Genomic DNA, 15,123 nt, shown 5'->3' on the forward strand with positions numbered 1-15,123 from the left:
GGCGGGTAGGCCTCCCATCCGGTCTCAGGTGTCGAAGCGGAGCACGGTGATCAGGACATCTCGCCGGCCGACGGTTCCGGTGCCGACCAGCGTGGTGCTCGGCACCTTGCGGCCGAAGCCGTCCGAGTACCAGCCGAGCGGTGTCTCGGTCTCGCCGGTGTGTGCCAGCCAGGTGAGGTCCGGGGGCAGCTCGAGCACCGCGCTGTGCACGGCGTCGCCGTCGGTCCAGGCCAGGTTCGCCGTCTTGCCGAGCAGATCGACGTGCACCTTCGGACCGAGGTGGAAGGCGAGCCGGGTGTTGTGCCGGTACCGCCCGGTGATCTCGTCGAACACCACCAGCTCGCGCCGGGCGTTGTCCAGCTCCACGGTGCGCCGGTGCACCGGCGCACCGGGCAGCCCGGTGTAGCCGTCGTGCTCGGCGCACCAGTGCCCGACCCCGGTCGCGACCTCCTCCGGGTTGGCCGGCCGGGCCGCGAGGATCCGGGTGTTGGCGTGCCGGGTCCACATGAACGGGCCGCCGGAGACGGACTGGTCCCGGTCGTCGAGCTGCAGCGTGTTGTGCCCGAGGGTGGACCGGAAGTACGACCGCCACTCCGGTTCGCCGTGGTAGCAGTAGGTTCCCGGGTCGGCGAGGATGTCCACGCCGTTGTGCCGCACCTCGACCGAAAGCGCGTCGGCGTGCGCGTGCGCCGCGATGGACAGGAAGCCGTGCGGGCCGCCGTCGCAGCGCGCCCACACCTCACCCCACACCTTGCCGGCCGGGGTGGTGGTGGCCGGGGCGCGCAGGATCGTCATCCCGGCGTCGGCGAAGTGCGCCGGCAGATGCAGCGGCCGCGGCACGGTGGCGCAGGTGCCGGCGCCCGCCTCCCGGGCCAGCGCGGCCAGCAGCGGCGTACGCACGTCGCTCGCATAGCTCGCCGGCCACCAGCGCATCCGCTCGAACAGCGCGTCCCCGGTGGCCAGCAACGAAGCCCACCGGTCGGTGTCCGGCCCGTCCAGGATCAGGCCGAAGCCGTCGTCCGCGTCGCCCTGCCGCGGCGGCCGCAGCTTGCGGTCCACGACGGCGGCCAGCGCGTCGGTCATCCGCATCAGGGTCAGCCAGGTCGAGTCCGGCACCGGCATCCCGGCCGCGTCCGCCTCGACCGCCGCGGCCAGGCCGAGCTCCAGCACCAGGCCGTGGTACTCGGTGGCCAGCTCGCGGTTCAACCCGGAGTCGAACGTGTTGCGGCGCAACGACTCGTCCAGCAGCCGCATGGCGTCGGTGCGCCAGCGCGGCGACTGCGGGAACCAGCCGAACGCGCAGGACGCGGCCAGCTGCCCGGCGGCCTCGGCGATCACGTGGTTGTTCGCCGACGAGCCGCGGCTGCGGAACGTGGCCAGGAACTTCTGGTGATGCCAGATCTGGTGCAGCGCCTCGGGGTTCTGCTCGAACAGGCCCGGCGCGTCCGACCAGCCGTCCAGCATCCGGCGCACCCAGACCCAGGACAGCAGCCGGATGCCCAGCTCGATGCCGCTGATCCAGTGCACCCCGCGCATCGGCGGGTTGGCCGCCCACCACGACTTCAGGTGGTCGGCGACCCGGTGCGCGTAGCGGTCGTCCCGGGTCAGCGCGTAGGCGGTGGCCAGCACGGTGAGGTGCTGGTGCCGGGACGGCTCCCAGATCTGCTTGATGTCCCCGACCATGTTCTCGTTGCGGTAGGGGATGTCGAAGGCGTAGGCGGCCACCGGCGCCCGGCGTCCGGTGCGCGGGTCGAACGCCCAGTCCGGGCTGACCAGGTCGTTGCGGGCAACGCCGAAGTACTCGGCCTGCCCGTCCATCAACCGGTTCGCCGCGCGCAGCAGCCGATCGACGGCGTCCTGCGGAATGGCGGCCAGCACCCCGTCCGGGAGCACGGCGGTGAACCGCCGCTGCGCGTGCCAGACGGTGCCGGCCAGGGTGTGCTCGTCGAGCACCCCGCGCCACCGGCGCTTGCGGGCCGCGTCGCCGACCCGGGTGCCGATCTCCCGCGGTCCCATCCGGGACAGCCGCCGCACGTACCAGCCGGCAGTGGTCATCGCAGGCTCCCGTTCCGTTCGGCCACCGGAACCTCGATCCGAACCGGCGCGCCGGTGGCCAGGCTGGTGCGCACGGCGAGCGTGGCGAGCGTGGTGGCCACCAGCGACGAGACCGGCACCGGCATCGGGGCGCCGGCGCGCACCGCGTCCACGAACGCCGCGACCTCCGCGGCCTGGCCCTTGTCCCGGCCGCGCGGCAGCCGCGGGCTGACCGACCGCTTGCGGTCGTAGACCGACGCCCGGCTGAAGTCGTCGAACCGCAGCACCTTGCCGTCGGCGACCAGGTCGATGGTCTCCTTCGGGAACCCGGCCGCCCCGCTGGTGACGTAGCTGATCACCGCGGTCGAGCCGTCCGGGTAGCCGAGCATGACCTGCAGGTCGTCCTGGTCCGGGGTGGCGGTGGCGTAGACCGACACCGGGTCGCCGTCCAACAGCGCGCTCACCGTGTCGACGAAGTGCCCGCCCTCGCCCTCGAACCGGGTGCCCTCGGTGTCCTGGTTGTACCAGCTGCCGTGCTCCAGCCGGCCGGCGTTGACCAGGTAGCGCACCGATGCCGGGCCGACCCGCCGGCCGAGCCGGCCCTTGGCCTGCCGCAGCAGCGGCGCGAACCGCCGGTTGAACCCGACCTGCAGCCGGTCGTTGCCGGACTCCTCGATGGCCGAGAGCACCAGGCCCAGCTCGGCCTCGGAGAGGGCAAGCGGCTTCTCGACGAACACGGCCTTGCCGGCCAGCAGCGCGCGCCGGGTCAGCGCCGCGTGCGAGCTGTGCCGGGTCACCACGAACACCGCGTCGACGTCCGGGTCGGCCAGCACCGCGTCCAGATCGGTGGCCGCCTCGGCGAACCCGAACTTGCGCCGGGCGTTGGCGGCGGACAGCGCCGAGGTGGTGACCACGGTGCGCAGCTCGACGTCGTCCCGCTCCACCAGGTGCGGCAGCAGCATCGAGGAGGCGTAGTTGCCGGCGCCGACGAACGCCACGCGCAGCGCCGGGCCGGGCAACGGGGTCCATACGTGCCCGCCGGCGGCCGGCACCGGCACCGGCGGCGCGGTCACCACCGGCCCGGCGGCCTCGGTCTCGCCCTCGGCGCCCGGGTAGCGGAACAACACCGCGACGGCCTTCAGCTCGCCGGCACCGAGCGCCCGGTAGGTCTCCACCGCCGTGTCGAACCCGGCCAGGTGCGAGATCAGCGGTTCGACGTCGATCCGCTTGCGCGCCACCAGATCCAGGAAGCACTCCAGGTTGCGCCGCTCGGTCCAGCGCACGTAGCCGATCGGGTAGTCCCGGCCCTCCAGCTCGTAGCCGGGGTCGTACCGGCCCGGCCCGTAGGAGCGGGAGAACCGGACGTCCAGCTCCTTCTCGTAGTAGGCGTTCCACGGCAGGTCCAGCCGGCACTTGCCGATGTCCACCACGGTGCCGCGGTCCCGGGACAGCTTCGCGGCCAGCTCCACCGGCTGGTTGGTGTTGCCACCGGCGGCCAGGTACACCTGGTCCACGCCGTGCCCGTTGGTCAGCTCGGCCACCGCGGCGTCCACCGCGCCGGAACCGGGATCGGCGCAGACCAGCGCGCCCAGTTGCTCGGCAAGCGCGCACCGGCCCGGATCCGGGTCCACCCCGACCACCCGCACGCCCGCGGCCACCAGCAGCTGCACGACCAGTTGGCCGATCAGGCCGAGCCCGATCACCAGTGCCGTGTCACCGAGTTGCGGCTCGCCGCGCCGCACGCCCTGCATGGCGATCGCGCCGACGGTGCCGAACGCCGCGTGCCGGGGGTCCACCTCGCCGGAAACCTTGGCGTAGAGGTTCTTCGGCACCCAGTTCAGCTCGGCGTGCAGCGCGTGCTCGTTGCCCGCGCAGGCCACCACGTCCCCGACCTTGACGTCGTCGATGCCGGCGCCCACCTCCTCGACCACGCCGCACAGCGAGTAGCCGAGCGGGGTGTAGGAGTCGAGCTTGTTCATCGCCTTGCGGTAGGTGGCCGCAAGGCCGTTGGTGGCCACGCTCTGCATGACCTTGGCCACCTGGTCCGGGCGGGACCGGGCCTTGCCCAACATGGACATCCCGGCCTCGGAGACCTTCATCATCTCGGTCCCGGTGGAGATCAGCGAGAAGGTGGTCCGAACCAGTACGCCGCCGGGCTTGCACGCCGGCGCCGGAACGTCGAGGAGGGCCAGCTCCCCGCTCTTGTAGTTCTGCACAACCTGCTTCAACGAATGCTCCTATGCGGCTTGAACTCGGTGCGCGTCCACCGCGCTGCGATACCAGTGCTCCAGGGTCAGCACGTGCCAGAGATGCTTGGACCGGTCCTGCGCTCCGGCGGCGTCCTCGTCGACCAGCCGCTGCAACGCCTCCTGCCGCAGGAACCCGGACCGGACCAGCAGTCCGTCGTTGACCACCTCACGGACCAGCGGGGCGAGGTCGCGGCTCATCCAGGCCCGCAGCGGCGCGCTGAACAGACCCTTGGGCCGGTACACGATCTCCTCGGGCAGGATGCCGAGCGCGGCCTGCTTCAGCGCGGCCTTTCCTTGCCGGCCAACGATCTTGCGGTTACCCGGGATCCGGAACGCGGCCTTGACCACCTCCACGTCCACGAACGGCACCCGAACCTCGGTGGAGGCGGCCATGCTGGACCGGTCGGTGTAGGCCAGGTTGAGGCCGGGCAGGAACAGCCGGGCGTCGGCAAGACACATCCGGTTGACGAAGTCGGACAGCGCGTTGTCGTGGTAGGTGTCGGCGTGCTCGGTGAGCACGTCGGTCACGGCCGGGGCCAGGTCGGGGTTGACCAGCGCGCGCAGCTCGTCCGCGTCGTACATGGTGTAGCTGCGCCGGAACGCGGTCTCCTCGGGCAGCCCGGCGAAGGACAGGAACCGCTTGGCGAACCGCACCGACCGGTAGCCGCGGCGCGCGCTGGCCACCGGCAAGCGGTCCACAATGGACTCGATCGGCCGGCGCACCAGACCCGGGATCCGCTGGTAGCGCAGGGCGATCAGGTTGGCCAGGTGCTTGCGGTAGCCGGCGAACAGCTCGTCGGCCCCCATCCCGGACAGCATCACCTTCACCCCGGCCTCCCGGGCCGCGGTGCAGATCAGGTAGGTGTTGATCGCCGCCGGGTCACCGATCGGCTCGTCCAGGTGATAGGTCATGCGCGGCAACAGGTCCAGCACGTTCGGCGCGATCTCGATCTCGTTGAGCCGGACCCCGAACTTCTCGGCCACGATCCGGGCGTAGCGCAGATCGTCCGGCATCGCCTCGAACTTCGCGTCCTCGGCCCGGAAACCGATGGTGTAGGCGGAGATTCCGGGCGACTGCTGCGCGGCGAGCGCGGTCAGGTAGCTGGAGTCCAGCCCGCCGGACAGGAACGTGGCCACCGGCACGTCGGAGAGCAGGTGCGCGCGCACCGAGTCCTCGACGATCGCGGCCAGATCGACCGGCTCGGTGGACGCGGCGCCCTCGGCGGCGACCTCGCGCAGCGACCAGTAGGTGCCGCGCTCGGTCCGGCCGTCCGGCCGGATCCGCAGCCAACTGCCCGGCGGCAGCTTCTCCGCCTCCCGGAAGGCGCACCGCTGGTCCGGAACCCAGTAGTAGAGCAGCGAGGCGATCAACGCGGTGTCGTCCACCCGCAGCTGCGGGCCGAGCGCACCGGCCAGCGCCTTGAGCTCGGAGGCGAACACCAGCCCGTCGCCCCGGCGGAGCAGGAACAGCGGCTTGATGCCGAGCTGGTCGCGGACCAGCACCAGCTCGCCGGTGCGCTCGTCGAACACGGCGAACGCGAACATGCCGCGCAACCGTGGCAGGCAGTCGGTTCCCCAGCGCCGCCACGCCTCCAGCAGCACCTCGGTGTCGGAGCTGCCGCGGAACCGCACACCGGCCGCGGCCAGCTCGGCGCGCAGTTGCGGGGCGTTGTAGAGCTCGCCGTTGTAGGTCAGGGCGAGCCCGTCGGAGACCATGGGCTGGGCGCCGGTCTCCGACAGGTCGATGATGGACAGCCTGCGGTGTCCCAGGTGGACCTCACCGGCACCGGCCCGGTGCGTGTACCGGCCGGCGCCGTCCGGGCCGCGGTGCGCCAGGGTGTCGGTGAGCCGGTCGGTGAGCGGGCCGCCGTCCGGCCAGAGGTACGTGCCTGCGATGCCGCACATGGGTTTCCGGTCCTCCTCAGCGTTCCGTGCCCGCGGGCCGGACCGGCGCGACCGGGGTGAACCGTTCGGTCGGCAGGTCGGCGGTGGTCTTGGGGGTGGCCTTTCGGGTGCTCCCGTGGCCGTTCGCGCTGACCGCGGGTGCCGCGGCGGTCCGGCCGCGCAGCGCCGTGTGCAGGCCGTCCCAGAGGGTGCCGTCGGAGCGGTCCTTCCGGTCGGCGTCGATCAGCACCACACCGATCACCGGGACGCGCAGGTCGGCGAGCTGCCGGGCGACGGTGTGCAGCCACAGGGTGCTGGCGTGCCCGGCGCGGACCACCAGCACGGTCTCGGCGCCGAGCGCGCCCACGTCGGTCCACGGGGTGCCCGGCGCGACCGAGCCGAGCCCGAGGTGGTGCTCCCGCGGCCAGGCCGGCAGCGGCAGCGCGGTGCCGTCCAGGATCCGGATCTCGTTCTCCGTCTCCGGGGTGAGCGCGGCCAGGTCCTGCCCGGGCAGGTCGTTGACGATCACCACCGGACCGTCGTCGGCGAGTACGCCGGCCATCTCCATGGTCAGCGCGGCCGCGGTACCCGGGCAGCCCAGCTCGAGCACCGAGACCATCCGGGTCTCCCCGCGCACGGCCCGGGCCAGGGTGGCGGCCACCCGCTTGCGCTCGGCCACCGCCTTCGAGCGGCGCCACAGCCGGGCCGGTCCGCGGTGCGGGGCCGGCAGTTGGGCGATGACCGACGCGCCGAGGTGGGCGGCGACCTCGCGGCGCAGCACCGGTCGGTCCCGCACCACGCCGCTGACCGCGGCGAAGGTGAGCCCGAAGGCCAGCCCGATCAGCAGGCCGCCGCCGGCGTTGAGCGCCAGGGTCATCTTGAACGACGCCGGCACCGGGTGCGGGGCGTCCACGATCCGGGTGCCGGCCGTGATCCGCGGCAGGTTGCTGCCGGTCTCCTTGGCCCGCTGGGTGAGGTCGGAGATCTGGCCGGCCAGGTCGGAGCGGCGGGCGAAGAGCTCCTCGAGCTTGCTGTTGCTCTGGTTGCCGGTGGTGGGCGTGCCGGCGATGTTCCGGTCCACCTCGGCCAACTCGGCCTCGGCCTGGGCGCGGCGCTCGTCCAGCGCCGTGGTCTCGGCGTCGACGGCCTCCCGGATCCGGGCCAGATGGTCGGCGATGAACACCTCGGACAGCGCCTGGGCCCGGCGCACCGCCTCGTCCTCGGTGCTGGCGCCGACGGTGAGCTGGATGATGTTGTTGGTCAGCCCGACACTCTCGTACCGGGTGAGGAACTCCTCCGGGCGCTCGCCGGTGACGCCGAGCTTGTCCAGGGTGGCCTTGGCGATCCGGGTGGTCTGCAGCACCGCGACGTCGGTCTTGACCAGGCTGCCGCTGTCCGACGCCTGGTCTCCCTCGTGCACGACGAGCAGCAGCGCGACCGCGGTCGGCTTGGGCGGCAACAGGATGGCCAGCGCGATCCCGGCGATCATGGCGACCAGGCCGAAGGACAGCCAGAGCCGGCGGCGCCTGCGGATCGCGGTCCCCAGGCGCTGCAGGTCGAGCAGCGGCTCAGCGTTGGGCCCGGTCATGCCAGCACCTCGCTAGCTCGGTGCTGGCAAGCCCCGTCGCCTCGCAGGCTGGGCGCCGGTGCTGTGTTCATCGATTCGCTCGCAAGCTCGCTCATGACTGCCCCGCCAGCACGGGCTCGTGGTCCGGGCGGTGCGGCGCGTCGCCGCCGGTGAGCAGGATCCGCTGGGCGAGCAGCACGCCGGCGATCTCCTGGCCGGCCTCGGTGCACGCCTCGGTGATGCCGACCAGCTCCCATGCGGTACGGGTGCCGGTGGTGACCAGGACGACCAGGCGGTCGCCGGTCGGGTCGGGCACGGTCGGGCGGAGCAGGGTGACCGCAGCGACCCGGACCCGGTTCGGGTCGGCGGCGGCCAACCGGTCGGCGGCCCGCCGGGCGGCGCGGTCGTCCGCGGCGACCAGCAGCAGCAGCCGGGATCCCGGGCCGGTGGTCTCGCGCACCCGGGCCAGCACCCGCCGGTCGCGCAGGTCCAGGTCGTCCTCGGCGGAGGCGGGTAACCGGGGCAGGTCCAGCGGCCGGCCGTGGTGGGTGAGCCAGCGCAGCGGTGCCGGGCCAGAGCCGTCGTCGGTGCCGTCCTCCGGCACGTCCAGGTGGCCGAGCGCGGGCGCGCCCAGCGCGGCGGCGATCTCGTTCTCGCCGCGCAGCCGGCGGTCGGCCCGGCCGGCGACCAGGTACCCGAACAGCCCGACCAGGAGGAACGCCACCGCGCCGCCCACGCTGAGCTGGACAAGGGTCGGCGCGGCCGGGCTGGTCGGCCGGTTCGCCGAGCCCATCACCACGACGCCGCCGCGGGAGGCGCCCGCGCCGACACCGTCCAGCGCCTTGACCGCCTCGTTGAGCGTGCCGCGCAGCGACTCGAGCTCGGTCTGCAGCTTGACGGTGTCCCCGGAGCCGCCCTGGCGGAGCGTCCCGTGCAGCTCGGTGATCTTGTTGTTGGTCTGCTCCACGTCCTGCCGCAACTGTTCCCGCTTCTCCTGCTGCACCTGGGTGGACGCGCCGTCGGTGCTGACCGCGAGCTGCAGGTAGTAGGCCACGTACTCCTGGGCCACCCGGTCGGCGATCTCCACCGCCCGCTCCGGGGTCGGGTCGGTGGCCACGATGTCGATCACGTTGCCGTCCACGACCTCGGCGCTGACCGCGTCGCGCAGGTCGGCCGCGGTCACCCCGCCGAGGGTGCGGGCGGCCCGGTCCAGCACCACCGTGCTCACCGCGATCTGGGTCTCGGTCACCAGTTCGTCCGGCGTGCGCGGGCCCTGCAGCAGGATGCTGGTCGAGGTCCGGTACCCGGGCGAGAGCACGAACGAGGCACCGGCGCCCGCGAGCGCGCCCACGATCGCGATGACGGCGAGTAGCCGCCAGCGTCCGCGGACGATCTGCCCGATCGTGGACAGGCGCACGGTGTCGTCGGTCAATGAAGTCTCCCTCGATCCCTTTCAGTGCAGGTCGCGGCGGTGCCAGGGTGGGTTACAGATTGGCGGGAGAAATGTGGAAATGCGGGTTTTCTCACGTGAATTGCACCCACAAGGGTGGGCTTTCGATTACCGATGGTGACTATCACGGTCTGGCGGCCGCGTACGCGGCGAGCAGGGCCTTGGCCGAGTTCGCCCAGGAGAGCGGGCCGCTGACCCGCTCCTGGCCGATCCGGCCCATCCGGGCGCGCTCCTCGGGGTCGTCCAGCAGCCGGGCGATCAGCTTGGCGAACTCCAGCTCGTCGTTGGCCGGGGCGTACACCGCGGCCGCGCCGGCCGAGACCCGGGCCTCGCGCAGGTCGAACGAGACGATCGGCCGGCCCATCGCCATGTACTCGAGGATCTTGTTCATGGTGGACACGTCGTTGAGCGGGTTCATCGGGTCCGGGGCCAGGCACACGTCCGCGGTGGACAGGTAGCGCACCAGGTCCTCGTCCGGGATGCGGCCGGTGAACTCCACCCGGTCGGCAAGGCCGAGGCGCTGCGAGAGCGCCACCATGTCGTCGAAGGTGTCGCCGGCACCGACGAACACCGCGTGCCAGTCGGTCCGGTCCAGCTCGTCGCGCAGCTTGGCGATCGCCCGCAGGGCGTAGTCGACCCCGTCCTGCGGCCCCATCACGCCCAGATAGCACAGCAGGTGCGGCTTGCCGCGCTTGAGCTCCGGCTCGGCCGGGACGGCCCGGAACCGGTCCACCGCGGGCGCGCTGCGCACCGTGAACACCCGCTCCGGGGCCACCCCGCCGCGGCTGATCGCCACCTCGCGGTAGCTCTCGTTGGTGGAGATCACCACGTCCGCGGCCTTGTAGGTGGCCCGCTCCAGCCGGCACACCGCGCGGTAGAGGAAGTCCTCGCCCCGGTCGAACCGGGACAGGTACAGCTCGGGCACCAGGTCGTGCTGGTCGAACACGAACGCCGCACCCTGCCGCTTGAGCCGCTTGGCCACCAGGTACAGCAGGTCCGGCGGGTTGCACGCATGGACAGTGTCGATCTTGCCGAACCGCCGCGTTATCTCCCGGGCCAGCCGCCAGGTGTGCCACAGCGCCGAGCCGTACTCCTTGAGGTAGCCGGCCGGGCCGCCGGTGGCGGCGCGCAGCGGGTAGCGGTGGATCCGCACCCCGTCGATCTCCACCTCGGCCTCGGTGTCCCGCTTGGTCCCCTGTGGACAGATCACGTGCACCTGCCAGCCGGCGTCGCGGAGCGTCGTGCACTCCTGCCACACCCGCCGGTCGAACGGCACCGAGAGGTTCTCGACGAGGATCAGCGCGCGCTTACCAGCCAAGGCCGACATACCCCTCTTCCGCCCGGCGCGTCTCGGCGTCGGGGACCCGGACCAGATCGATGAGCACCCGGTCGCCGCCGTGTGGCAGGGCGTCCAGCACGGCCTGGTCGGTGCAGCCGATCAGGCACACCTCGGCGTGCTCGAGCACCTCGGTGACCGAGTTGGTGAGCAGGTCGCCCAGGTGCGGCAGGCGCTGCTCGATGTACTCCCGGTTGGCCCCGATCAGCCGGGACAGCGTCACGTTGGCGTCGTAGATGCGCAGGTCGTAGCCCTTGCCGAGGAGCCGCTCGGCCAGCTCGACCAGCGGGCTCTCGCGCAGGTCGTCGGTGCCCGGCTTGAACGAAAGGCCGAACAGTCCGACCTTGCGCTTGCCGGTGGCGGCCACCAGCTCGAACGCCCGGCGCAGGTGCTCCTCGTTGGACGGCAGCACGTGCTCGAGGATCGGCACCGACACGTCGTTGCGGCGGGCGGCGTAGACCAGGCCGCGCAGGTCCTTGGGCAGGCAGGACCCGCCGAAGGCGAACCCGGGCCGCAGGTAGGCCGGGCTGATGTTGAGTTTGCGGTCGGCCAGGAACACGTCCATCACCCGGTGCGAGTCCAGGCCGAGGGCCCGGGCGATGGAGCCGAGCTCGTTCGCGAAGCCGATCTTGAGAGCGTGGAAGCAGTTGTCCGCGTACTTGGTCATCTCGGCGACCGGGATGGGCACCCGGAACACCTCGCCGGGCAGGCCCGCGTACAGCTCGGCGACCGCGTCGCCGCTGGCGGCGTCCAGTTCGCCGATGACCGTCTTCGGCGGCTCGAAGAAGTCCCGCACGCTGGTGCCCTCGCGCAGGAACTCCGGGTTGACCGCGACCCCGACGTCGACGCCCGCGGTCTTGCCGGACGCCTTCTCCAAGATCGGAACCAGCAGGTCGAGGCAGGTGCCGGGGAGCATGGTGCTGCGGAACACCACGGTGTGCCTGCGGTCGGTGCCGGCCAGCGCCCGGCCGATCTGCTCGGTGACCCGCTCCAGGTACGTGGTGGACAGGCTGCCGTTGGCCGCCGACGGGGTGCCGACGCAGATCAGCGAGATCTCGGTGGCGGCGATCGCCTCGGCCACGTCGGTGGTGGCCCGCAGCGACCCGGAACCGACCACCTCGGCGGTCAGCTCGCCGATCCGCTCCTCGACGACCGGTGCTTTGCCGGCGGCGATCAGGTCGACCTTGACCGGGTTGACGTCGACGCCAACCACCTCATGACCGCGCGCGGCCAGGCAGGCCGCCGACACGCAGCCGACGTAACCGAGCCCGAAGACACTGATCTTCATCCTGACGAGGCCTCCCACGCACGCGCATATCCCCCTGCCGTGGGAGGGTCGAAGAGGATCGACGGATCGTTACCGGGACATGTCGCCCGTCACTTAGGTATTTCCGTGAAATCCACGTGAACAAGCGCCTGGTCATCGTGGGGTTTGGGGCGTGGCCAGCGGATTCCGTGCGGGTCCGTGCGCTCGGCCGCACGGACCATTTCAAGCACACTGAGTAGTCCTTTGTCGACTGAATGGCGGAGCACGGCCGGCCAGTCGGGGAAAATGCCGTAGTCGTCGACGGCACAGGACACGCCGTCGGTGGTCATCAGCACCTCCCGCACCGCCGAGCGCGGCCAGCGCGCGGTGCGGGCCCGGTGCCCGGCCCTCGGGTCGGCCTCGGCGATCCAGAAGCCGCCCTCCCGGTTGCGCAGCCGGTCCATCGCCGCGCCGCCGGCACGCAGCGCCCGCAGGTGCCCGGCGCCGTAGCCGGTCCCGGAGCGCAACCGGTCCCGGTAACCGCCGCCGCGCCGGGGCACGGCGGCCAGCCGGTCGTCGGCCAGCACCCGGGGCCCGTCCGGGCCGAACGCGACCACCGGGCTGTCGCCGAGGACCAGCGCGTCCACCCGGTCGGCGGTCCAGCGCAGCAGCGCCACTGTGCTGGACGGCGAGTGGCCCGGGGTCAGCCCGGCCGCGGCGGCCAGCGTCCCGATCGCGCCGGCCAGCAGGTCGGGCAGGGCGGCGTCCGGGTGCGCGGCCAGCTCCTCGGCAAGCTGCCCGGCCAGCCGGTGCGCGTACCAGCCGCCGCTGGGCAGCTCCGGTCGCAGCGAGGTGGCCCCGTCCAGCACGATCACCGCGTCCGGTCGGACCAGCACCACGTCCTCGCTCGGCCGTGGCGCCCCGTCCAGCCCGACGCCCGCCTGCTCGGCGACGGTGATCCGGGGCACCCGGCGATTCTTACCGGCGCCAGGCCACCAGGGGAAGGAACGCCTGGGTGAGCGGCCCGATGGACAGCGCGTACAGCACGGTGCCCGGGCCGACCGTGCCGCCGAGCAGCCACCCGGTTGCCAGCACGATGACCTCGATGGCGGTGCGCACCAGCCGGACCGAGGCCCCGGTGCGGGCGTGGATGCCGGTCATCAGGCCGTCCCGCGGTCCGGGTCCGAGCCGGGCGCCGATGTAGACCGCGGTGGCCAGACCGTTGAGCACCACCCCGGCGACCAGGAACCCGATCCGCACGGCCAGCGCGTCCGGGGTGGGCAGCACCGCGAGCGTGGCGTCCACCGCGACGGCGATCAGCAGGATGTTGGCCACCGTGCCCAGCCCCGGGCGCTGGCGCAGCGGCAGCCAGCACAGCAGCACCAGCGCGCCGGTGATCGCGGTGATCGTGCCGAAGCTCAGCCCGGTCCGCTTGCTCAGCGCGTCGTGCAGCACGTCCCACGGGTCCAGGCCGAGCACCGACCGGATCTGCAGCGCCATGCTGGCTCCGTACAGCGCCAGGCCGGCGATCAGCTGGGGCACGCGCCGGCCGGCGCTCTCCCGGACTGGAACCGGATGCAAGTCCAATGACGCCATGTTCCGCATCATCTGTCAGCTACGGCTTCCTCATCAATGACCAATTTGAAACAATTGGCCTCATGCACGTCTCGACTTCCCGGCTGGCCCAGCTGCTCGGCACCTGGCGCCGGCACGGCTCGCGGCGCGGTGCGGCCGACCTCGCCGCCGGGATCCGGATGCTGGTGCTGGACGGGCGGCTGCCGGCCGGCACCGCCCTGCCGGCCGAACGCGAGGTGGCCGCCGCGCTGGCGGTGAGCCGCACCATGGTGGCCGCGGCCTGGGAGCAGTTGCGCGCCGAGGGCCTGGTGGTCAGCCGGCGCGGCGCCGGCTCGTGGACCGCCCTGCCGGCCGGCGCGGCCACCGGCTCGCCGGCCGACCCGTTCGACCGCCGCGACATGATCGACTTTGCCCGGGCGGCGCCCGGCGCGGTGCCCGGCATCGCCGCGGCGGTGGCCGCCGCCACGCCGCTGCTGGCCGCCAAGCTCGGCGGGACCGGCTACTACGAGCAGGGCCTGCCGGAGCTGCGCGAGCGGGTCGCCGCCCGCTACACCGCCCGCGGCCTGCCCACCACCGCGGCCCAGGTGCTGATCACCAACGGCTCGCACCACGCGCTGGCCATGGCGCTGCGCACGCTGGCCGGGCCGGGCGACCGGGTGCTGATCGAGCAACCGACCTACCCGAACGCGATCGACGGGATCCGGGCCGCGCTCGCGCTGCCGGTGCCGGTGCCGATGACCGAGGACGGCTGGGACGCCGCCGCCATCGAGGTGGCGCTGCGCCAGGCCGCGCCCCGGCTGGCCTACCTGGTCGTGGACTTCCAGAACCCCACCGGGTTCCGGCTGGACGCGGACGGCCGGGCCCGGTTGGGCGATGCGTTGCGCCGGGCCCGGACCCCGGCGGTGATCGACGAGACGCTGGTGGAGATCGACCTGGACGGCGACCCGCTGGCCGGGCCGCCGCCGTTCGCCGCGTTCGCTCCGGAGTGGACGATCGCGGCCGGCTCGGCCAGCAAGTCGCACTGGGGTGGCCTGCGACTGGGCTGGGTCCGGGCTCCGGCCGAGCTGGTCGGGCGGCTGTTCGCCGCCCGGCGCGGGCTCGATCTCGGTTCGCCGGTGTTCGAGCAGCTGGTGCTGGCCGAGCTGCTGGTCGACCCCGACCCCGCGCTGCGCGAGCGCCGGGCCGAGCTGGCCGCCCGCCGGGACCGGCTGGTCGATCTGTTGCGTGTGCACTGTCCACAGTTGACGTTCCGGATCCCGGCCGGCGGGCTGTCGCTGTGGTGCCGGCTGCCCGCCCCGGTGGGCACCCGGATCGCGGTGACCGCCCAGAACTTCGGGGTCTGGGTGGTGCCGTCGTCCCGGTTCGCCGCGGCCGGCGGGCTGGAGGGTTGGCTGCGGCTGCCGTTCACCCAGCCGGCCGAGGTGCTCGACGAGGGGGTGCGCCGGCTGGCCGGCGTGGTCGCCGCGGTGCTCGATGCCGGGGTGTCCACGATGGACGGTGGCGGGGCGCCCGGCCCGGTGTAGCCGGAGCGCGCGGTGTGCCGGATGGCCCAGACCATCCGGCACACCGCTTACCCTCGGCGGTCGCCCGACCCTTCGGCACAGCCCCTCGTTGTGCCGGCCCGGCGAGCCGCCAGAAGGGGGCCCCGACGCCGCGGGGGCAGCGCAGCGCCGGGGCCAGGTCCCGACCTGACCGGGCGCGGTCGGCAGGTCGGGTGGCTGGCGGGTGTGGAGTTGTCCGGGGGAAGGGGGAGTGGCGCCGCCGTGACGACGGGCCGGAATG

Annotated in this window: 10 protein-coding genes; 1 reads left to right on the top strand and 9 read right to left on the bottom strand. The window is 72.9% G+C overall.

The window, feature by feature from the left end; translation table 11 throughout:
- Positions 1-24: 24 nt before the first annotated feature.
- The 9 genes from VFV67_RS03795 to VFV67_RS03835 form a co-directional block, all read right to left on the bottom strand.
- The gene (locus tag VFV67_RS03795) at positions 25-2,055 is read right to left on the bottom strand and encodes an alginate lyase family protein (protein WP_326467213.1); all 2,031 of its coding nucleotides are present in this window, start codon (positions 2,053-2,055) and stop codon (positions 25-27) included.
- Positions 2,052-4,262: a bi-domain-containing oxidoreductase gene (locus tag VFV67_RS03800; RefSeq protein WP_326467214.1), complete on the bottom strand. Its 2,211-nt coding sequence runs from the start codon at positions 4,260-4,262 to the stop codon at positions 2,052-2,054. Before VFV67_RS03800 ends, VFV67_RS03795 begins: the two co-directional genes overlap by 4 nt.
- Positions 4,263-4,271: 9 nt before the next feature.
- Positions 4,272-6,188: an asparagine synthase (glutamine-hydrolyzing) gene (gene asnB / locus VFV67_RS03805; protein WP_326467216.1), complete on the bottom strand. Its 1,917-nt coding sequence runs from the start codon at positions 6,186-6,188 to the stop codon at positions 4,272-4,274.
- A 16-nt stretch (positions 6,189-6,204) separates the two neighbouring features.
- On the bottom strand, positions 6,205-7,755 hold the full coding sequence (locus tag VFV67_RS03810; protein ID WP_326467217.1) for a Wzz/FepE/Etk N-terminal domain-containing protein: 1,551 nt from the start codon (positions 7,753-7,755) through the stop codon (positions 6,205-6,207).
- 91 nt (positions 7,756-7,846) lie between these two features.
- Positions 7,847-9,166 (bottom strand): exopolysaccharide biosynthesis protein, encoded by a 1,320-nt coding sequence (locus VFV67_RS03815; RefSeq protein ID WP_326467218.1) that lies wholly within the window; start codon positions 9,164-9,166, stop codon positions 7,847-7,849.
- 142 nt (positions 9,167-9,308) lie between these two features.
- Entirely contained in the window at positions 9,309-10,511 is a 1,203-nt protein-coding gene (locus VFV67_RS03820; RefSeq protein WP_326467220.1) for a glycosyltransferase family 4 protein, read from the bottom strand.
- Positions 10,492-11,808, bottom strand: coding sequence for a nucleotide sugar dehydrogenase (locus VFV67_RS03825; protein WP_326467221.1), 1,317 nt, complete (start codon positions 11,806-11,808; stop codon positions 10,492-10,494). Before VFV67_RS03825 ends, VFV67_RS03820 begins: the two co-directional genes overlap by 20 nt.
- A gap of 89 nt (positions 11,809-11,897) precedes the next feature.
- On the bottom strand, positions 11,898-12,734 hold the full coding sequence (locus VFV67_RS03830) for a hypothetical protein (RefSeq protein WP_326467222.1): 837 nt from the start codon (positions 12,732-12,734) through the stop codon (positions 11,898-11,900).
- 10 nt (positions 12,735-12,744) lie between these two features.
- A complete protein-coding gene (locus tag VFV67_RS03835) occupies positions 12,745-13,362 on the bottom strand; it encodes a hypothetical protein (protein WP_326467223.1) in 618 nt (205 codons plus the stop codon).
- A gap of 62 nt (positions 13,363-13,424) precedes the next feature.
- On the opposite strand from VFV67_RS03835, the gene VFV67_RS03840 reads away from it, so the two are divergent.
- On the top strand, positions 13,425-14,864 hold the full coding sequence (locus VFV67_RS03840) for a PLP-dependent aminotransferase family protein (protein WP_326467225.1): 1,440 nt from the start codon (positions 13,425-13,427) through the stop codon (positions 14,862-14,864).
- The last annotated feature ends 259 nt before the right edge of the window (positions 14,865-15,123 follow it).

The organism is Actinophytocola sp., from assembly GCF_035762905.1.
GTDB lineage: Bacteria > Actinomycetota > Actinomycetes > Mycobacteriales > Pseudonocardiaceae > DASYTH01.